At 68.3% G+C, this 19,756-nt stretch carries 17 protein-coding genes; 8 read left to right on the top strand and 9 right to left on the bottom strand.

Annotated elements, in window-relative coordinates; translation table 11 throughout:
* Positions 1 to 35 precede the first annotated feature (35 nt).
* Genes ACSYDW_RS05285 through ACSYDW_RS05265 form a run of 5 tightly spaced genes read right to left on the bottom strand, consistent with a single transcriptional unit; the run spans position 36 to position 4,052 of the window.
* Complete coding sequence (locus ACSYDW_RS05285) at positions 36 to 692, bottom strand: TetR-like C-terminal domain-containing protein (RefSeq protein ID WP_438337660.1); 657 nt, start codon at positions 690 to 692, stop codon at positions 36 to 38.
* Positions 685 to 1,458, bottom strand: coding sequence for a tyrosine-protein phosphatase (locus ACSYDW_RS05280; RefSeq protein ID WP_438337659.1), 774 nt, complete (start codon positions 1,456 to 1,458; stop codon positions 685 to 687). Before ACSYDW_RS05280 ends, ACSYDW_RS05285 begins: the two co-directional genes overlap by 8 nt.
* Positions 1,458 to 2,315: a phosphonate ABC transporter, permease protein PhnE gene (phnE, locus tag ACSYDW_RS05275; protein ID WP_438337658.1), complete on the bottom strand. Its 858-nt coding sequence runs from the start codon at positions 2,313 to 2,315 to the stop codon at positions 1,458 to 1,460. Before phnE ends, ACSYDW_RS05280 begins: the two co-directional genes overlap by 1 nt.
* On the bottom strand, positions 2,302 to 3,129 hold the full coding sequence (phnC, locus tag ACSYDW_RS05270) for a phosphonate ABC transporter ATP-binding protein (protein ID WP_438337657.1): 828 nt from the start codon (positions 3,127 to 3,129) through the stop codon (positions 2,302 to 2,304). Before phnC ends, phnE begins: the two co-directional genes overlap by 14 nt.
* Entirely contained in the window at positions 3,126 to 4,052 is a 927-nt protein-coding gene (locus ACSYDW_RS05265) for a phosphate/phosphite/phosphonate ABC transporter substrate-binding protein (protein ID WP_438337656.1), read from the bottom strand. The genes phnC and ACSYDW_RS05265 overlap by 4 nt, the downstream gene beginning before the upstream one ends.
* Positions 4,053 to 4,310: 258 nt before the next feature.
* On the opposite strand from ACSYDW_RS05265, the gene ACSYDW_RS05260 reads away from it, so the two are divergent.
* From ACSYDW_RS05260 to ACSYDW_RS05250, 3 genes are all read left to right on the top strand, one after another.
* A complete protein-coding gene (locus tag ACSYDW_RS05260; RefSeq protein WP_438337655.1) occupies positions 4,311 to 5,357 on the top strand; it encodes an MBL fold metallo-hydrolase in 1,047 nt (348 codons plus the stop codon).
* Complete coding sequence (locus ACSYDW_RS05255) at positions 5,354 to 6,694, top strand: MFS transporter (RefSeq protein WP_438337654.1); 1,341 nt, start codon at positions 5,354 to 5,356, stop codon at positions 6,692 to 6,694. The genes ACSYDW_RS05260 and ACSYDW_RS05255 overlap by 4 nt, the downstream gene beginning before the upstream one ends.
* A gap of 497 nt (positions 6,695 to 7,191) precedes the next feature.
* Entirely contained in the window at positions 7,192 to 8,646 is a 1,455-nt protein-coding gene (locus tag ACSYDW_RS05250) for an amino acid permease (protein ID WP_438337653.1), read from the top strand.
* Between the two features lie 112 nt (positions 8,647 to 8,758).
* On the opposite strand, the gene ACSYDW_RS05245 is transcribed toward ACSYDW_RS05250, so the two are convergent.
* Positions 8,759 to 9,790 carry a LysR family transcriptional regulator gene (locus ACSYDW_RS05245; RefSeq protein WP_438337652.1) on the bottom strand — a complete coding sequence of 344 codons (1,032 nt, stop codon included), beginning with the start codon at positions 9,788 to 9,790 and terminating at the stop codon, positions 8,759 to 8,761.
* Positions 9,791 to 10,392: 602 nt separating this feature from the next.
* Here ACSYDW_RS05245 and gad point away from each other — a divergent pair.
* The 3 genes from gad to ACSYDW_RS05230 all read left to right on the top strand — a co-directional run bounded on the left by gad (position 10,393) and on the right by ACSYDW_RS05230 (position 14,292).
* Complete coding sequence (gene gad, locus ACSYDW_RS05240; protein ID WP_438337949.1) at positions 10,393 to 11,715, top strand: glutamate decarboxylase; 1,323 nt, start codon at positions 10,393 to 10,395, stop codon at positions 11,713 to 11,715.
* 138 nt (positions 11,716 to 11,853) lie between these two features.
* Complete coding sequence (locus ACSYDW_RS05235; protein ID WP_438337651.1) at positions 11,854 to 13,542, top strand: amidohydrolase; 1,689 nt, start codon at positions 11,854 to 11,856, stop codon at positions 13,540 to 13,542.
* A 156-nt stretch (positions 13,543 to 13,698) separates the two neighbouring features.
* The gene (locus ACSYDW_RS05230) at positions 13,699 to 14,292 is read left to right on the top strand and encodes a TetR/AcrR family transcriptional regulator (RefSeq protein ID WP_438337650.1); all 594 of its coding nucleotides are present in this window, start codon (positions 13,699 to 13,701) and stop codon (positions 14,290 to 14,292) included.
* A 76-nt stretch (positions 14,293 to 14,368) separates the two neighbouring features.
* Here the strand turns inward: ACSYDW_RS05230 and ACSYDW_RS05225 are convergent, their stop codons facing one another.
* Positions 14,369 to 15,373: a dimerization domain-containing protein gene (locus ACSYDW_RS05225; protein WP_438337649.1), complete on the bottom strand. Its 1,005-nt coding sequence runs from the start codon at positions 15,371 to 15,373 to the stop codon at positions 14,369 to 14,371.
* Between the two features lie 190 nt (positions 15,374 to 15,563).
* On the opposite strand from ACSYDW_RS05225, the gene ACSYDW_RS05220 reads away from it, so the two are divergent.
* Positions 15,564 to 16,316, top strand: coding sequence for an alpha/beta fold hydrolase (locus ACSYDW_RS05220; protein ID WP_438337648.1), 753 nt, complete (start codon positions 15,564 to 15,566; stop codon positions 16,314 to 16,316).
* A gap of 70 nt (positions 16,317 to 16,386) precedes the next feature.
* Here the strand turns inward: ACSYDW_RS05220 and ACSYDW_RS05215 are convergent, their stop codons facing one another.
* Positions 16,387 to 17,364, bottom strand: a complete 978-nt coding sequence (locus ACSYDW_RS05215; RefSeq protein WP_438337647.1) for an aldo/keto reductase — start codon at positions 17,362 to 17,364, stop codon at positions 16,387 to 16,389.
* A 112-nt stretch (positions 17,365 to 17,476) separates the two neighbouring features.
* Between ACSYDW_RS05215 and ACSYDW_RS05210 the strand changes: the two genes are divergently transcribed.
* Complete coding sequence (locus tag ACSYDW_RS05210; protein WP_438337646.1) at positions 17,477 to 18,217, top strand: SDR family NAD(P)-dependent oxidoreductase; 741 nt, start codon at positions 17,477 to 17,479, stop codon at positions 18,215 to 18,217.
* 40 nt (positions 18,218 to 18,257) lie between these two features.
* Here ACSYDW_RS05210 and ACSYDW_RS05205 read toward each other — a convergent pair whose 3' ends face one another.
* On the bottom strand, positions 18,258 to 19,661 hold the full coding sequence (locus tag ACSYDW_RS05205; RefSeq protein WP_438337645.1) for an amidohydrolase: 1,404 nt from the start codon (positions 19,659 to 19,661) through the stop codon (positions 18,258 to 18,260).
* Positions 19,662 to 19,756: the final 95 nt, after the last annotated feature.

Genomic DNA, 19,756 nt, shown 5'->3' with positions numbered 1-19,756 from the left:
CGCCCGCGCACCCGCCCCGCCATGTCTGCCGCGCGTCAACGCGGGGTGGCCGGGCCCCCGGTGGCCGGCGGGCAGCCGATGCCGTCGCAGACCAGCTCGATGCCCGCGATGACCCTGTCGCGGGCGGCCTCGGACCGCCATTCGCCGCGCACCACACCCTGGTAGTAGCCGAGCCCGTTGATCAAATCCAGCACCACCTCGGGGTCCACGTCGGGGCGGATCCGCCCCTCGTCCCGGGCCTGGTGCAGCAGCCGGGCAAAGCCCTCGCGGCGCCGGCTGACGTGCCGTTCCCAGTAGGAACGCTGCAGGGAGGGGTCCCGCAGGCCCAGGATCAGCCGCTTGATGACCATGGCCAGCGTGGGTTCGTCGATGTCCGCGATGCCGGCGGAGTATCCGCGGATGAGGGTTTCGCGCAGCGACGCCGCGGCGGGCAGCGGGATCGGCTTGCGGTCCGCGTCCAGTGCCGCCACAGAGACCGCGCGCACCGAATCCCAGCGCCGGTAGATCGCGGCGCGGCTCACCCCGCTGCGTTCCACCAGCTGCGCCAGCGTGTAGTCGCCGGAGTCGTTGCTCTCGCGGATCAGGTCCCGCGCCGCGGCGACAACCTTCGCCTCGATGGCCCTGTCGCGCGGCCGCCCGGGCCGGGCGGCGGGCCGCTGCGTCCCGGGCGCCGGGGCGGAGGCGTCAGGCACCCGCGACAAGCTTCTCCCGCAGCCGCTGCTCCAGCTTAGGATCCAGCCCGGCGGCGCGCAGCACCTCCAGCGGCCCGCCGGAGTCCCCGAGCACGGCGAGCATCGATTCCATGGCCGTGGCCTCGGCGCGCAGCAGCGGGTGCGCCGGGTCGATCTCCGGGTGGTCGCTGCGCCGGCCGGTGGCCGCCAGGGAGGCGGCGATGCGCTCCATGACCGCCGGGACGTTGGCATCGGTGAGCGCGTAGTCGACAACGATGTCCGACTCCCGGGCGCCCAGCACGCTGAGCACCGCGGCGGCGAGCATGCCCGTGCGGTCCTTGCCCGCGGCGCAGTGGAAGAGCACGCCGCCGTCGGTGTCGGCGATGATCCCCAGCGCCCGCACGAACACCTCGGCCCGGGTGGCGAAGGTGTGCGCGTACCAGGCGCCGACCTTCGCGGGGGAGTCGATGGCAGCCATCGAGGCGCCGAGGGCCTGCGGGTCAGACACGTCGGGGATCACCGCGAGGTGTTCGTGCGCGATCCCCGCGTCGGCCAGGAACGGCGAGGTCGAGGTCTCCAGCTCCGCCGCCGAGCGCAGGTCGATCACCGTGCGCAGGCCGCGGACCGCCAGCTCGTCGACCTGGGCGGCGGGGCTCAGCGACACGTCGTCGCCGCGCCACAGCAGTCCCGGGGCGACGGTGCCGCCGGCCACCGGGATGCCGCCGAGGTCGCGCAGGTTGGCCAGCGGCGAGAAGGCCGCCTCGGGGAGGAAGACGGGTGTTGTCATCAGGAGAGCTTCTTTCGGATCAGTGCGCTGGCACGGTCGATGACCGTCACCAGGACGACGATGGAGATGATGATGGCGAACATGTGCCCGTAATCGTACAGGCGCATGGCGTTTGTCAGTTCGAGGCCGATGCCGCCGGCCCCGACCAGCCCGAGCACCGAGGCGCCGCGGACGTTGCCCTCGAAGAGCATCAGGGTGTAGCTGACAAGCAGCGGGGAGGCCTGCGGCAGCACGCCGTAGGCGATGACCTGGCGGCGGTTGGCTCCGGTGGATTCCAGGGCCAGCAGCGGGGCGGGTTTCACCGACTCCATGGACTCGGCGTACATCTTGCCGATCGAGCCGATGGAGCCGAGCACAATCGCCAGGATGCCGGCGAAGGGGCCCAGTCCGACGGCCGAAACGAACATCAGCGCGAAGACCAGTTCGGGGATCGAACGCAGCACGTTCAGCACCGCTCGGGTGGCGGTGTATAGCCAGCGCGGGGCGATGTTCGAGGCCGCGCCGAACGCGATGACCAGCGAGAGCAGCGCGCCGACCAGCGTGCCGACGACCGCCATCTGCAGCGTCTCGACGAGCAGCTCGATGACCACGCCGATCTTCTCGAAGTTCGGCGGCCACATGCGAGCCAGGTAGTCGCCCATCTTCGGGAGGCCCTCGAGCAGCTTCTCGAGGCTGAAGCCGGCACCCGCCATGGACCACGCGACGGCAGCGGCGGCCACCGCCAGGCCGATGACGCCGCCGGCGCCGGGTGCCTGGAAGGGGCGCGAAAGCCGGAGCCTGTCGCGCTCGTCGAGTGCCGGCGCGGCGGGTGCCGGCGCCTCCAGCAGGGTACCGCCGGGGTTCTCATGCGCGGACATTGATCGGGTCCTCTCCGTAGATGCCGGCGACCATCTCGTCGTCCAGGTCGCCGATGGCCCCGCGGTGGGTGGCCGTACCGGCGTCGAGGGCCACGAAGCGGTCGGTGTAGCGGCGAGCGAGCTCGACAACGTGAAGGCTCACCACCACGGGGATGGAATCCTCGTGGGCGATCTGCCGCATCAGCGAGAGCACCGAGCCGGCCAGCCGCGGGTCCAGCGAGGCGACGGGCTCGTCGGCCAGGATGACCTTGGGGTCCTGCATCAGGGCGCGGGCGATCGCCACGCGCTGCTGCTGGCCGCCGGAGAGCGAGTCGGCCCGGTGGGCGGCCTTGTCCGCCAAGCCCACGCGGTCCAGCAGTTCCAGGGCGCGCACGCGCTGGGCGCGCGGGAAGAGCCCGATGCGGTTCAGCGGCCCGGCCTCGTACAGCCCGCCGGTGAGCACGTTTGTCAGTGCGCTGAGCCGGGGCACCAGGTTGAAGTGCTGGAACACGTAGCCGATCTCGGAGCGGACGGCGCGCAGCCGGGCACCGGTGGCACCGGTGACCTCGGCGCCGGCCACCGAGAGCTGCGTGGCCGTGGCCGGGGCCATGCCGGTGACGGCCTTCATGAACGTCGACTTGCCGCTGCCGGAGTGTCCCAGCAGCGAGACGATTTCGCCGGGGCGCACATCAAGGGTGAAGTCCCTCAGCGCGGTGAACCCGTTGGGGTAGGTCACCGTGAGGTCCTTGACCGCCAGCACTGCCGGTTCCAGGTCCACGAGCGTTCCCGGGCCAGCGTCGCGCGCGGAGGCCAGGGGGAGTCCCGGCCGGCTCACCGCATGTCCTCAAGGTCCACGCCGACGTTCTGCGCGACCTCGAGCAGCGGCTGGTAGACCTCGATGCCCGGGTTCAGCGTGTAGCTGCCGGTCAGCGAGAGGTCCTTGAGCTTTTCGTTGCCCGTCAGCTTCTTCGGCAGTTCCTCGAGCAGCTTGGCGCGCACCGCGGGGTCCATGTCCTTGGCGACGACGATGCCCACGCCCACCGGCAGCGGCTTGGTGGCGGCGACCTGCTTGATGTCGTCGGCCTCGAAGGTTCCCGCCTCGATGAGGCGTTCGGCGATCGAGCTGCAGGCCACGTCGACGGATCCGTTGACCAGGGCCAGCATGGCGGTGTCGTGCCCGCCGGCGAAGGTCGAGGTGTAGTCGGTGCCGTCGACCATGCCGGCCTCGGTGAGCATCGACTTGGGCATGAAGTAGCCGGTGGCCGATCCCGGGTCGACGAAGGCCACCTGCTTGCCCTTGATGTCCTCGAGCGTTTCGATCCCGGAGTCGGGGCGTGAGTAGCAGTAGGACGCTGGTTTCTGTGCGTCGGCCTCCCAGACCACCAGCGGGTCGACTGAGCCGTTCTTGACGGCCAGCGCCGTGGAGAAGGGACTCATGAAGGCGACGTCGACGTGTCCCTGGCGGACGGCCTCGACCACGCCGAGGTAGTCGGCCGGCATCTCCTGCTCCACGGCCAGGCCGGTTGCGGCGGAGATGATGTTCTTGAGTTCGGTGGCAGATTCCTTGATGTCGCCGTCCTCGGGGGCCGGCGGCATGGCGAAGACCAGTGCCTCGCCTGCGGGTTCGGCCTTGGCCGGGGACTCCGCGGAGGAGCAGCCCGCCAGGGCGAGGGCGCCGATGCCGAGCAGGGCGGCCACGGCCAACGGGCGGTGGGCCGGGTGGGTGGTGCGGTGCGAGCGTGAGGTGCGGGAGAACATGTCAGGCCCTTTCGTGTGGGGTCGATGTGATGACTCCACCCTGACGTGGGTACATGACGGGCAATTTCGAGACTGACGGACTCTGAATGTCGTTTGGGTGAACAGTGGGTGTCCCGGAACGCGAAAGCGCATGTCCCCACGGCAAAACATAAGAAAAACCGGTTAAGAAGAGAGATAAAAACAGTTTTACGGATGTGATGCGGGGCACCATCCTTGAAATGGAAGACCAATAGATACCGAGCCCAAGGAGCCGTTCGCGTGAGCAGCACACCACTGAACCCCCATGTCGTGACGCTGGGGACCGCCGGCGGTCCCCGCTGGTGGACCGGCGAGAATGCCGGCAAGCGCGCGGGCATCTGCACGGCGGTGGTCGTCGGGGAGTCCGTGTACCTGGTGGACGCCGGAACGGGCGTCGGCAACCAGCTCATGAAGGCGGGGTTGGAGATGGCCAACCTGCGCGGGATCTTCCTGACCCACCTGCATTCGGACCACACCATCGACCTTGCATCGCTGGCGATCTTCGGGATGTTCACTCTCGCCCCGGGGCAGGCCCCCATCCACGTCATCGGGCCCGGCGACAGGGGCATGCTGCCCCCGGCCTCACCGCGTGCCGCGGTGCCGCCGGTTCCGCTCTACCCGGCCAACCCGACCCCGGGAACGGCGGCCATGTTCGGCCACCTCATGCAGGCGTACGCCACGGACCTGAACGACCGCGTGATCGACGCGCTGCGACCCTCCCCGCTCGAGCACTTCGCAGCCTCCGACATCCGGATCCCCGAAGGGACCGGGTACCACCCGAACGGGAACCCGACCCCGGAGGGCTTCGCCCCGTTCGAGATCTACCGCGACGAACTTGTCACCGTCACGGCGACCCTGGTCAAGCACCCCCCGATCGCCCCGGCCTTTGCCTTCCGCTTCGACACCGCCGAGGGTTCGGTGACCCTCTCCGGGGACACCGCACCGTGCGACAACCTTGTCACGCTGGCCCGCGGCACCGACCTGCTGCTGCACGAGGCCATCGACTTCGACTGGGTCGAGCGTTCCTACGGCGCCATCGACACCGAGGCGGCACGGGCCTCCATGGACCACCACCGCGCTTCCCACACCTCCGCGGCCCAGGCCATCGACCTGGCCGAGCGGGCCGGGGCCCGAACCCTGGCCCTGCACCACCTGGTTCCCGGAACGACCCCCGTCCCGGTGTGGCTGTCCCACGCCGAGGACTTCCCCGGTACCTTCCTGGTGCCGGATGACCTGGACGCGATTTCCTTCGCCACCGAACGAGCAGAAATGGTAGTCTCCCGATGACACACAACCCGGCTATCGACAAGGCCCCCGAGAAGTTGGACGTCCCGTCGCTGAACTCGCCACAGATGAGGCGCATCCTGGCCTCGTCCTTCATTGGAAGCGCCATCGAGTTCTACGACTTCATCCTCTACGCCACGGCCGCCTCGCTGGTCTTCAACAAGGTGTTCTTCGTGAACCTTGAACCCACGGTGGCGATCTTCGCCTCCTTCGCGACACTCGCGGTCGGCTACCTGGCCCGCCCGCTGGGCGGCATCGTCTTTGGCCACTTCGGCGACAAGCTCGGGCGCAAGGGCGTGCTGATCACCTCGATGGTGATGATGGGTGCCGCGTCGACCATCATCGGGCTGCTCCCGCCCACCGCGCAGGTGGGCATGGTCGCCCCTGTCGCGCTGATCGTCCTGCGCATTGTGCAGGGCCTGGCCGTGGGCGGGGAATGGGGCGGGGCCATGCTGATGGCCCTCGAGCACGCACCCAAGGAACGCCGCGGATTCGCCGCGAGCTTCGCGAACATGGGCGGCCCCGCAGGCGCCGTCCTGGCGACCCTGGCCGTCTCCGCGGTCTCGACGCTCCCCAACGACCAGTTCCTGGCCTGGGGCTGGCGCATCCCCTTCATCGCGAGCCTGGGCCTGGTGGCCATCGGCCTGGTCATCCGGCTGAAGGTCTCCGAGTCCCCGCTCTTCCTGGCCCTTGAGCACGAGGCCGAGGACAAGAAGATCCCGCTGATGCAGGTGCTGACCAAGTACCCGAAGTCGGTTCTCATGGGAACGCTGGTCGGGATGAGCTCCTACACCGTGCAGGGCATCATGACAGTCTGGGCCATCTCCTACGTGGTGGAGGCCGGTGGCATGGACCGTACCTCGGTGCTGAACATCAAGGCCGTGGGTGCCACGCTGACAGTGGTGTTCGTCTGGATCGCGGCACGCTACTCGGACCGGATCGGGCGCCGTCCGGTGATGATGGTTGGCATCCTGGCCGGGGCCGTGCTCGCGCTGCCGATCATGTGGAGCCTCCAGCTGGGGCAGCTGTGGCTCTTCGCCATCGCGTTGTTCCTGGCCAACGGCCTGATCCAGGGCATCATCTTCGGTCCATTCGGTGCCTTCACCGCGGAGTTGTTCCCCACCCGGATCCGCTACACCGGAGCCTCGCTGGTCTACCAACTGTCCTCGACGCTCGGCGCCGGATTCACGCCGATGATCGTCACGGGCCTGGTGCTCCTCGGTGGCGGATCGCTGTGGATCGCCGGGGTGGTGTGGGCCCTGACCTTCGTGGTCGCCGCACTGGCGATGCGCAGCGTGAAGGAAGGAAAGGACGCCGACTTGAGCGCCGAAAGGATGTAGCTCCCGGGGTGCTTGGCGGGGCGGGTGGTTTCTCCGGAAACCGCCCGCCCTTTCATTGTCCATCGACATCGGCCCGGTCGGGGAGCCTTGCGAAGCCAGCCGGGTGCATATCCCCTTGTCATGGCTGCTTCGGGGCTTGTCGCCGGTGGGTTTGGGGTCTTCCGGGGCCGCCGGGAGGTACGTGTTGCCCGGTGCTAGGCCGCCGGGAGGCCCTACCCCTGCCCGCGCGCGCCGGGTGGGTGCGCACCGCCGCCGGAACCTATGATCCCCATCACGGGGGTGTGGTGCCAGTGACACCCGGATGGGGTGCCGCAGCGCCCGGAAACTGGCATTTTTCCGGTTCCCCGGGGCTGGCTCCCGAGAGACCCCCGGCACACAGGGGTGCCGCGCGGAGGGGTATTGTCTCCAAGGGCGTTCCTCGCCCATGCACCAGAGCGCACTTCTGGCAGGCGGCCGAGTCGCCCAAACATCCTTGGCAAGACCCCGGAAAGTTTCACATGGCTATTAGCACTTCATCGACGGCAACGGAGCCGTCCGCCCCGGACGAGGCAGGCACCAAGCTTCGCTCGCGGCACGTCACCATGATCACCCTCGGCGGCATCATCGGCGCCAGCCTCTTCGTCGGTTCGGGCAACGTCATCCGTTCGGTCGGCCCGGCCGCCGTCATTTCCTACCTCATCGGCGGGCTCCTGGTCTTTCTGGCCATGCGCATGCTCGGCGAGATGGCCGCGGCACGCCCGGCCGTCGGTTCGTTCATGGAGTACGCCCGCCAGGGCCTGGGCAACTGGGCCGCCTACCTCGTGGGCTGGCTCTACTGGTACTTCTGGGTCGGCGTGCTGGCCTACGAATCGGTGCTCGGCGGCGAGATGCTCAACGGCTGGTTCCCCCAGCTGCCGTCGTGGCTGTTCTCCGCAGCGCTGCTTGTCCTCTTCATCTGCACCAACATCATTTCGGTGCGCACCTTCGGTGAGGTCGAGTTCTGGCTGGCCAGCATCAAGGTAGTCGCAATTGTCGTCTTCCTGGGCGTCGGCGTGCTCTTCGCGCTGGGCCTGTGGCCCGAATCCACCTTCTCCGTCGGAAACCTCTGGCAGCACGGCGGGTTCGCCCCGAATGGCGTATGGATCTCCATCACCGGCGTGGCCATCGTGATCTTCTCCTACTTCGGCACCGAGATCGCCGTCATGGCGGCCGCCGAGTCCGAGGACCCGGCCAAGGGCATCCGCCAGGCCAGCAGCACCATCATCTGGCGCATCCTGCTCTTCTTCGTGGGTGCCGTGCTGGTGATCGTGACCATCGTGCCGTGGAACCAGCTCCCGGATCCGGCCGAGATCGCGCCGTTCACCTACGTGTTCTCGCTCTTCGGCATGCCGGGCGCGGAATTGGTGATGAGCCTGATCATCTTCACCGCCGTCTGCTCGGTGCTGAACTCCGGCCTGTATTCCGCTTCGCGCATGTTTGCCGCGCTGGCAGACCAGGGCTTCGCCCCGAAGGTCATGACCAAGCGCTCGAAGAACGGCGTGCCGCTGGCCGCCCTGATCGCCTCGACCGTCGGCGGGTTCGCCGCGACGATCGTGAACTTCGCGCTGCCGGAGTCGGGCATCTTCGACTTCATCATGAACTCCGCCGGCCTGGTGGCACTGTTCGTCTACGTCTTCATCGCCGTGACCCAGATGCGTCTGCGCTCGCGCATGTCGCCGGAGGAAGTCGCCGGCCTGAAGCTGAAGATGTGGCTCTTCCCCTGGCTGAACTACCTGCTGATCGCCGGTGTTGTGGGTGTCCTGGTGATCATGCTGACCACCGAATCGGGCCGGACCCAGGTCTGGACCAGCCTGCTGGCCACGCTGGTGCTTGTCGCCTTCTGGCCGCTGGTGCGCAAGAAGCTTGCCGCCCGCGACAGCGAGGCAGGCTCCAAGGAAACCACCTCGGAGGAAACCACCCCGGTGGCTTCCTGACCCGAAAACGCATGACCCCACCCCGCCGCCCGGCCAGAACCGGAGCGCGGGGCGAGGTCACGCCAGCAGTGCCCGTCCCCGGGTTCTTCCCCGGGGACGGGCACTGCCTGCGTTAACGGGCGGAGCCGGGGCCCGGTCGGCCAGTCTCGGAATCGTCCGGGATCCCGTCCTGTTCCGCCTCCCGTTCGGCACCGGTCCGCTGGCAGAACTCGATGAAGGCGCGCAGCCGCAGGCTCGGTCGTTCCGAGGCCGTGTAGGCGACGCAGATGTCGCTGCGGCCCACCGGCCCCTCGATTTCCAGCGTCGCCAGCGGCAGGCCGTCGTAGCTCACGTTCACCGGGGGCCGCTGGACCAGCACCGTGTAGCCCAGGCCGCGGGCCACCATCCCGCGGACCGCCTCGAAGTTCGTGCTGCTCCAGGCGACCTTGGGATCGAGCCCCGACATGCGCAGGTTCACCAGCTGGTTGTCGCGCACCGAGGGGATGTCCAGGGATACGAAGTCCTCGTCGGCCAGTTCGGCCAGCCTGATGCTGCGCCGGCCGGCCATCGGGTGGCTCGCGGCCAGCAGCACGTAGGGGCTGCCGGTCATCACGGGGGTGTGCTTGACGGTGGGCAGCAGGTGCCGGGTGTGAGTGAGCACCGCGTCCAGGTATCCGTCGAGCATCCGTTCCTGCAGGGCGGCACCGTCGCCCTCGACGATCCGCACCTCAAGGCCCGGGTTCGGCTTGGTGAACTGCTCGCAGATGACCGGCAGCCAGAACGCCGAAAGGCCCGTGTAGCAGCCGATGACCAGTGGGCCGGAAAGGGTGCTTTGGCGGTCCCCGATGTTGCCCTGGACTTCCTCGGCATGGCGCACCAGGTCCTTGGCATCGCGCAGGAACTGGGCTCCCACCGCGGTGAGCGCCACTCCGCGGGCCCGTTGCCGCACCAACAGCTGCGACCCCACGATGCGTTCGAGTTCGTTGATCGCCTGCGACATGGCTGCCTGCGAAATGTGGCACGTGGCGGCGGCGCCGGAAATGGACCGGGCGTCGGCCACCGCGATGAAATACTGCAGCTGCTTGAGGGTGTAGTTGACCACACCCTCAGCGTAGGTGATGCCGCGGACGATGAAACGATCGAAGTCCCCGGAATGACGCGGCAACGGGTCGTTTCGGGTGCCGGCCGGCCGGAATCCAAGAGGCAGGACTAGAGTCCGCCCATGAGCGAGCAGACGTAGGTGCCGTTCGTGGCCTTCACCCCGATGGTGATCCCGGCCTCGGGTGAGGGCGCGAGGATCTGTGCTCCGCCGGCCGTCATCCCCTGGACACCCATCCCCGCAACAAGGTGTTCCTCTTCGGGTGAAACGGGGTGCGCCCGGTCGCCGCAGTTGTAGTCCCGCCCGGCGAACTGGACCTTTCCCGGAACCTCGCGCGGCTACAGCCTCCAGTCCCATGTCTGCTCATGCACGAACCACATCCGCAACCCCAGGGCCGCGGCCACGAGCACCAGCGCCCCCGCGCACACGACCCGCCCCGTTGTCTTCATGGACCAAGTATCCACAGGTGGCCTTCGGATATCCGCCCGCCGTGCCGTGCCGCCGGTTCCTTGCCTTCGGGTGGGCCCCGTGCCTAGGCTCGGTCATGCCGGGACAGGTCGTCGTGCACGGTCAGGCGTCCCGGCCCGAATCCACCAGGGAAGGTCCAGATCCACGTGAGCGAGAACAACATCTACGGCCCCGAAGCGCCAGCCTTCACCAGGCCGGGTATGGCAACGGCACTGAACCGGCACCGGATCCCGCAAGGTGAAATGCTTCCGGAAACCGCCTACCAAATCGTCCACGACGAAACCATGCTCGACGGAAACTCCCGTCTGAATCTTGCGACGTTTGTCAGCACCTGGATGGACGAGCACGCGAACCGCCTGTATGCGGAGTCGTTCGACAAGAACATGATCGACAAGGACGAGTACCCGGAAACAGCAGCGATCGAGGACAACTGCTGGCGCATCCTGGCGAACCTGTGGAACGCCCCGGACACTGACAACGCCATAGGGACCTCGACCATCGGCTCGTCCGAGGCCTGCATGCTCGGCGGGCTGGCCCTGAAGCGGCGCTGGCAGCACGCCCGCCGGGCCCAGGGGAAGTCCACGGAGACCCCGAACCTGGTCATGAGCAGCGCGGTGCAGGTCTGCTGGGAAAAGTTCTGCAACTACTTCGACATCGAGGCGCGCTACGTGCCGATCAGCCTGGAGCACAAGACGCTCGACGGCCACGAGATCGGGAAGTACGTCGATGAGAACACCATCGGGGTCGTCGCCATCATGGGAGTCACCTACACCGGCATGTATGAACCGGTGGACTTGATCGCCAAGGCGCTGGACGAGTTGCAGGCAACCACGGGGCTGGATGTCCCCATCCATGTCGACGGGGCCTCCGGGGCCATGGTCGCCCCGTTCCTGCAGCCGGACACCGTCTGGGACTTCCGCCTGGAGCGCGTGCATTCCATCAGCACCTCCGGGCACAAGTACGGGCTCGTGTACCCGGGGCTCGGCTGGGTGATCTGGCGCGAGAAGAAGTGGCTGCCCGAGGAGCTGGTCTTCCGGGTCAGCTACCTGGGCGGAAGCATGCCCACCTTCGCCCTGAACTTTTCCCGCCCCGGGGCGCAGGTCCTGCTGCAGTACTACCTGTTCCTGCGGCTCGGGTTCGACGGATACCGGGCGGTGCACCAGGCCTCGCAGGACGTCGCCAAGTACCTGGCCCGGGGGATTTCGGAGATCGGTGCGTTCGAGCTCTGGAACGACGGTTCCGACATCCCCGTCTTTGCGTGGCAGCTGAAGGCCGGGCACACGGAAAACTGGAACCTCTACCACCTCTCGGACAGGCTGCGGATGCGGGGCTGGCAGGTGCCGGCCTACCCGCTTCCGGACAACCTCGCGGACCGGACCGTCCAGCGCATTGTGGTGCGCGACGGGCTCAGCATGGACATCGCCGAAGACCTGCTGGGGCACATCAGGACCGAGACCGCCTACCTCGATTCGCTGCAGAGCCCCATGCCTGTCGTGGCCCCGCAGAAAGGGTTCCACCACTAGCCCGGGCATGGGCCGGAGGACCGCTCGGGTGCCGGTGTACCTGCCTCGTCAAGTCCCGTGCGCGCATAGCCAAGTCGGATGAATGTCGACGAACGTAGACTTATCAAACCCCTGTCGTCGACCAAAGGAAACAGTGCCGTGAAACCCGACCGAGCCGACCTTGTGCTGCTTAACGGCACCATCGAAACCATGGACGGCGAGGGCGGCCGCACCCATGCGCTGGCCGTCAAGGGCGGGAGGGTCCTCGCGCTCGGCGACCCCGCGCTGGAGAGCGCCGGGACCGGGACGCACGTCGTGGACCTGGAGGGCGCCTGCGTCATGCCGGGACTGCAGGACGTGCACAACCACCACATGCTTGCCGGGCAGCTGGATTTGTTCGAACTCGACGCTTCGCCGACCCTGGACCTGGACGGGTTCCTGGCCGCCGTCGCCGAGTACTCGCGGGGAATCCCGGCGGACTCCTGGGTCGTGGGCGGCAGCTGGGGATCGGGCCTGATGAACGAGCTCAATTCCGTCGATGCCCGCCGCCGGCTCGACGCCGCAACGGAGGGTCGGCCCGCGCTGTTCAAGGACGACAGCAAGCACAACAGGTGGGCGAACACCCGGGCGCTGGAACTTGCGGGGATCACCGCGGGCACCCCCGACCCCGAGGGTGGCCGGATCCTGCGCGACGGTTCCGGCCGGGCCACCGGGGTGCTGATCGAGGCCGGCGGGGTGATCGTGGAAAAGACGCTGGCAGCCATGCAGCCGACCACCACCGCGGACCTTGCAAGGGCCGCGGCGCGGGGCATCGAGATCCTTCACTCCCACGGCATCACGGCATTCCAGGACGCCGCCAGCTCGCTGCAATTGATGCAGGCCCTGAAGGAGCTGGACCGGCGGGGGGAGCTGAAGGCGTGGGTTGTCAGTTCCATGGCCGCCAACGACTTCATCTTCGGGACCAGCCCGCTGGGCGAGGGCATCATTGCCCGCCGCGAGGAAACCCGGAGCACGCACCACCGCCCCGACTTCATCAAGATCTTCCTGGACGGGGTGCCGCCGGCCGGGACGGCGGCCTTCATCGAACCGTACCTGGCCGGGGCCGGCTTCGGCGACTGCCATTGCGGCGGGACAACGATGCCCGCCGCCGAGCTGGAATCCTGGCTGTTTTCCACGGCCGAGCGGGGGATCTCGGCCAAGATCCACTGCACCGGGGACGCCTCGGTGCGCCTGGTGCTCGACACGGTGGCGAAGGTGCGCGCGGCCGGCCACCACGCCGTGCGCTACCACGTGGCCCACGGGCAGTTCGTGCACCCCGATGACGTCGCCCGCTTCGCGGCGCTTGATGTCACGGCCGACATTTCTCCGACCTTGTGGTTCCCCGGAGTCATCTCCGAGGCCATCGCGAAGGTCCTGCCGGGCGATCGTGCCCGGCGCATGCAGCCCAACCGCGACCTGCTGGATGCCGGGGCCCGGATCGCCGGCGGGTCGGACTGGCCGGTGAGCGAGTCTCCGAACGTATGGGAAGGGGTCTACGGGTTGGTCACCCGTGCCGATCCGAGCGGGCGGTTCCCCGGCACGCTGTGGCCGGAACAGGCCATCACCCTCGATGAGGCGCTGCGCATCTACACTGTCGACGCCGCCGAGGCCATGGGGCAGGCGGCGCACACCGGTTCCCTGGAGCCGGGCAAGTCGGCGGACTTCGTGGTGCTCAGCGATGATCCGCGGCAGGTCCCGGTGGACCGGATCCGTTTCATCACCGCTCGACAGACGTGGTTCGCGGGCGAGCTGGTGTTCGATGCGGCAGGGCTGCCACGGCCGGAGGAGTTGGCGGGGCCCGGTTTCTAGCTGTCCGGGTTCCGCGGTGCGCGCGGCGGGACAGGGTGGCCGGCCTCGTGTGTCGCGGGGCTCCGGGTGCCAGACAAAACGCGCCAACAATCGTAGACTCATACCTATATCTACTTGTAAGCGTTTGCTGACGTGCGCCAATTGATGGAGAGCGTAGTGCCAAGAAAAATCGACCACGAACAACGCCGAAGCGACGTCATCGCCGTGACCCGCCAGCTGATCGTCGACGGCGGCATCGAGGCCGCCACCATGCGCGAGATTGCCGCCAAGGCCGGCTTTGCCAACGGTGCCCTCAAACACTACTTCGACGGCAAGGACGACATCATCCAGGCGACCTACCAGGAGGCCTTGGGGCAGATGGCGGAGTTCCTGGGCACCGACATGGCCGGCAGGCGTGGGCTGGATGCCCTGGAAACCATGTGCCAGGCCATCATGCCCGGCGACGAGGAGCGCATCACCGCGGGCCGGGTCCTGATTTCCTTCTGGGAGAGGGCCGTCAACAAGGAGCCCATGCGTCAGACCTACCTCAAGCATCTCGAAGCCTGGCGGGGTGCCATGGCGGGCTACCTGGCAGAGGGTCGCGCGGACGGGGACGTCCTGACCGGCACTCCCGACGAGCAGCTGGTGGACGAGCTGGTCCTCCTCAACGTGGGGGCGAACGTCATGGTCCTGATGGCGCCGGAGACCTCCACCGTGGCCCTGCAGAAGGCGCACCTGGCATCGTTCTTCGAGCGGCTCGGTCGCCCGTAGATCCCCGATTTGCCGCTGAAACGAGTGTGGCCGGCCGCAATCCCGGGATCGCGGCCGGCCATGCTGCCTGCGGGAACTACACCGCCTTGGCAACAAGCAGGCGCGGGCTGCCCGGGAGGTCGATGAGCTCCATCGGCTCGAACCCTGCCCCGCGCAACCACTGGTTGACCGTTGAGGATGGGTAGACGACGGTTCCGTCGATGTTGTAGTACTCCCCGGCGTGCAGGGCGTCGATCTTGCGCTGCAGCGGGCTGTCGTCGAGGTAGAAGTCGAGCATCACCAGGGTCGCGCCCGGGGCGGCCGCGGCGCGGGCCGCGGCAATGATCGAACGGTTGGCCGCCTCGTCGAAGCGGTGCGCCACGTGGTTGAGCATCACGAGGTCGTAGTCCCCGGACGGTGCCGCCTGCTCGGTGGCGACGCCCTCGACCGAGCTGCGTCCGGCCAGGCCGGCCGCCTCAAGCGCGTCCGCGACGCTCCCGGCGAAGCCCGGGTCGACCAGGAAATCCGTGCGCAGGTTTTCATTGGCCTGCATGGCCCCGATGGCGAAGGCGGGGGAGAGGCCGCCGAAGTCCAGCGCCTTGGTGAAGGCGGAGGAATCAAAATGCCGGTTGAACATTGCCGCGTGCAGCTCGTTGTAGCGCATCACGCCGGCCATGAAGTCGGACCAGCCGGACTCGTCGAGTTCCAGGGTTCCCGCGTCGTTGGTGTCAACGGTGCTGTCGTACCCGCGCCACTGGTCGTAGCTGATCGAACCGAGGAACGCGAGGAACGGCGCAAGGTCCAGCTCCGAGCGTTCGCCGGTCAGGAATGCCGCGGCGTCCCCGCGGAGGGAGTAGTTTCCGTCCACGCGCTCCAGCAGCCCTTGGGCGCTCATGGAGTCGGCCAGGATGCGCACCTGCGCTTGCGGGGTGTTGGTGGCCAGTGCCAGCGCTTCAATCGCCAGCGGTCCATCGGAGAGCGCCGCGAACAGGCCGATGCGGCTGGCGGCAAAGAGCTGCTTGGCACCCATGAATCCGATGGCGATGTCGATGATGGCCTCGGGGGTTGCGGTGGTGGTTGCCGGGGCGGCGGAAGTTGTCATTTGCGGCTGTACCTTCTGTGGGTTCGGGAACGTGCTCCATGGTGGCGCCCAGCCCCGGAATGAAGTGGCGGGGGCCTGTGAAATCAGAGTCTACAGACGTAGACTAAAAGTGTCTAGGGTCCCATTTCCGCTTGCGGGCGGGGTGGCCGGCCCGATCCGGAACCAGCCATTTACCTGAGGGAAGATCTTCATGCCACGAGAAAACGACATTGCCGTTGTCCACCATTCGCCGGCAGGAGCGACGGGCAGGCCCGTGCTCCTGATCCACGGATTTGCCTCCGACTGGGAGTCGGACTTCGGGGCAAACGGTTGGGTGGAGGCGTTGGCCGGCTCCGGTGCCAGGGTGTCCACCGTCGACCTCCCGGGCCATGCCCGGGGTCCGGCGGTCGGGAGCGTTGAGGCCGGGGCGACCTCGAGGGTCCTCGAGTACCTGGTGGCGGCGGTGGAGGAAGTTGCCGACCACTACGGTGCCGGCGCCGTGGACGTCCTGGGCTATTCCCTGGGGGCGAGGTTGGCCTGGGAGCTTCCGGCCGCCGGTGCCCGGGTGGGCAGGTTGGTGTTGGGAGGGCTTGGCGTCCGGGAACCGTTCGCGGCTGTCGACGTGCAGGAACTGCGCAACGCCGTCGCGGGGTCGGGCGAAGTGGCCGACCCGCTGGTGGGCATGTTGTCTGCGCTGGTCGGTGCGCCGGGGAAGGACTCGGAATCCCTTGTCAACCTCGTTGGCGGACTGGGTAGCGAGCCCTTCGACCCCGATTCCGCGGCTCCCGCCACCGAGGTGCTGTTCATCGCCGGCGAGGAGGACTTCATGACAGCCGGGATCGAGGGGATCGTCGGCCTGGTGGGGTCCGGCGAGCTCCGCAAGGTGCCAGGCGACCACCATGGCGCCTTGGCGGCGCCGGAGTTCCGCGACCTGGCCACGGCGTTCCTGGGTCGGGCCGGGTAGCCGGCGGTGCGCGCGGCGCGGGCCTGTTCCCGCGCCGCGCGCATCCGCTTCCGGCGGGCGGGGAGCCCCCTCAGCCGGCCGGCCAGGTTCCGTCCGGATTCACCGCAGTGTCCAGCCACAGGCCCCTGGTGTCCTCGCGGATGCGTTCGGCCCCGATCCGCTCGAGGACCTCGAGTGCGCCGATGTTCTCCTCCAGCTGGGCAATGCTGCTCGCCCCGAAAAGCACGTTCGAGGTCGCCGGGTTCGACAGCGTGAAGGCCAGTGCCAGCTGGGTGGGGGTGGCTCCGTAACCCTCGGCCACCCGGGCCGCCTCGGGGTAGGCGGCGACGATCCCGGCGCGGATGTCACCGACGTCCGCGCCGATCTTGCGCGTGGGGAAGAGCTTCCCGGCCAGGATGCCGCCCTCAAGGACGTCCGAGGCCTGCAGTCCCAGGATTCCCTGCTCGAAGAGCGGGCCGTAGAAATCCCCCTCGGCCATGCTTCGGCGCACCAGGGAGTACTTCAGCTGGGCGAAGGTCGGCGGCGTGAGGTTGTGCTTGGCGGCGTGGTCAAGCGCCGTGCGCAGCTCCTCGATTCCCCAGTTGTTCACGCCCCACGAATCAAAGCGGCCGGCCTCGATTTCCGCTGCCGCGTCCTCGACGATGCGCCGGGCGTCGACCTGGCCGAAGTAGTCCCCGACCACCACGTGGTCGGCCTTTGCGACGTCCATGCGCTCGAGGGAGCGTTGCATCTGTTCCGCGAAGCTGGTCTGCGGGTATTCCCAGAGCCAGAGCTTGCCGCACAGCGTGTAGTCCTCGCGGCGCAGCCCTGCCTCCGCGACGGCGCGCCCGAAGATGAGGTCCGTTGTGGCGTTTTCGGCGTGCGGGCCCATGTTGTAGTGGGCGACGTCGAAGAACGCGGCCCCCAGCTCGGCGGCGCGGGCGACGAGTGCGGTGGAGGCCTCCAACCCGATCCTGTCCCAGATGTTCCAGGATCCGAGCGAAAAGACCGGAACCGCGGGGCTGTTGGGCCCCAGTGGGCGCGTGGGGACGGGACTTGTCTGGTTCATCGTTGCTCCTGGGTTCGACGTGGCGGGCATCACTGTTTTTTGTCTACAACCGTATACTATAACGCGTAGGTGGCCACCTGGAGGGTGGCCCGACGACCCCAAGGGAGAACAAATGGCTAGGCAGCGAATCGTCGTGGTGACCGGCGGTGCGGGCGGAATCGGGCGCAGCATCGGCATGGGTTTTGCGGCGCAGGGGGACAGGGTGGTGCTGGTGGACCGCGATGCCGAGGCCGTCGCGCTGGCGGCCGCGGACATCGGTGCCGGCTTCCGCGTGCTGGATTTGACCGATGCGCGGGCGGTGGAGGCGGTGTTCGAGGAGATTGCCGAGGCCGAGGGCGGCATCGACGTCCTGGTCAACAACGCGGGGCTGCTCTCGGTGCACGGGACGCTCACCGAACTGCGCCCCGAGGACTACGAGGCCATCTTGCGGGTCAACGTGCTGGGGACCTTCATGGCGACCCAGGCCGTCGCCCGCGGCATGATTGCCCGCGAAACCGCGGGGGCGATCGTCAACATCTCCTCGATCGGCTCGCGCCAGCCGACGTTCGGGATGGGCGGGTACGAGTCCTCCAAGGCCGCAGTGGACTCGCTCACCCGGTGGGCCTCGCTGGAGCTTTCGGGGCACTCGATCCGGGTCAACGCGGTGGCGCCCGGCCCCGTGCTGACCCCGATGCTGGCCCAGGGCATGCCCGAGGGCTCGGAAGCGCGGGCGGCCTGGGAATCGCGGATTCCGTTGCGCGCGCTTGCCGAAACCTCCGACGTGGCGGAGGCGGTGCTCTTCCTGGCCTCGGAGCGGGCCCGGCACATCACCGGGGTCAGCCTGCCCGTGGACGGCGGCCAGCTGCTGACCTAGGACACGCGAACGGGCCTGGGGATTCCAGGCCCGTTCGGGATCAGCCGGCGGTTTCCGTGCGGTGGTGCGGCGGGCGCGAGTAGACGACCCGTCCGTCGAAAATGGTGTGTTCGACCTCCACCGACGGCATCTGCCGGGGTTCCAGGTCGTAGGGGTTGGTGTCCAGCACGACGATGTCGGCGAGCATCCCGGGTGCGAGGGTCCCCTTGTAGTGTTCCGCGTGGTCTTGCCAGGCGGGGGTCGTGGTGTAGCAATGCAGCAGGGCGCCCATCCGCGCCCGGGGGTCGTCGGTGGGGCCCATCCAGCGGTCGGCCGCCGCAATGCCCTCCCGCCAGTCCGGCGGCAGGATCGGTGCGTCGGAGCTCAGGGCAAGCCGCACCCCGGCGCCCAGCGCTGCCTCCAGCGGCCAGGCCTGGTCGGCGCGCTCGGGTCCAAGGACCCCGGCCAGCCACTGGCTGGTGTGGGTGGCGATTCCGCTTTGGACGTTGATGCCCATGCCCAGCTCGGCGAGCCGGCCCAGGGCCTCGGTGCTCACCAGGTCCCCGTGGATCACGTAGTGGCGGTTCTCCCGCGGGTTTTCGGTGGAGGCGACGGCGTCGATGAAGGCGTCGATGCTGCGGTCCCCGGTGGCGTGCACCCCCACCTGCAGGCCGGCCTCGTGGGCCAGGGTGATCATCCGGTGCAGGGTCTCGGCCCTGGCTGCCTCGGTGGGTTCGTCGATGAGCAGCCCGCCGCGCGAGCCGTCGGGGTAGCAGTCGTGGATCCAGGCGTTCTGCATGGGGGGAATGCCGTCCGCGAAGACCTTTACCCCGGCAACGCGCAGGTGCCGGGGGTTTTCGGCGGCGCGGTCGATGGAGGCCAGCCCCGCGCGGAAATCCGCAAGCCGGCTTTCCCCGTCCAACAGCCCGTAGAGCATCAGGACGTTGACGCGCGCTGTCAGCAGGTTCTCGCGGGCCAGTGCCCGGTAGGTTGCCAGGACGTCCTGGTCGAAGCAGCCCGTGGGTCCGGCGTTTTCGCCGGGCCCCAGGCCAGGTTCGGTGTAGCTGGTGATGCCCAGCGAAGCGGCAATCCCGGCGGTGTGGAGGATCGCCGCGCGCCGGTCCGCCTCCGAATCGAGAAGCCTCGGCGTCTCCCCGTGCCCGGCCAGCGGTTCGGCGGAGCCGAAAACCGTGTGCGGCCACAGTACGCCAAGCCAGGCGCCGTGCAGGTGGGAGTCGTTGATGCCCGGCATCGCCGTTGCGCCGCAAAGGTCGATGGTTTCCGTGGCGGGCCCGCGCAGGGCCGGGTCCAGTGCCGCATCGCCCAGGGCCGTGACGGTGTTGCCGGTGATGGCCAGCGCATGGTGGACGGAGTCGTCCCCGTCCAGGGTGAGGATGGTGCCGTTGTGCAGGATGAGGTCTGCCGGCCGGTCCGCGGACCGTGCTGAATTCGGGGTGGGGACCATGGAAGCTCCTTGGCGGTGGGGGTTCTCAATTTATGTCAACGTCTGTAGACTATCCCACAATAGTGCTGCGAATCACAGCGGGCCACGGTTGCCCG

Origin of the sequence: Paeniglutamicibacter selenitireducens, from assembly GCF_051550675.1 — a bacterium.
GTDB lineage: Bacteria > Actinomycetota > Actinomycetes > Actinomycetales > Micrococcaceae > Paeniglutamicibacter.
Note: the sequence above shows the minus strand (reverse complement) of the source record. Positions and strands in the feature narration are given on the sequence as shown.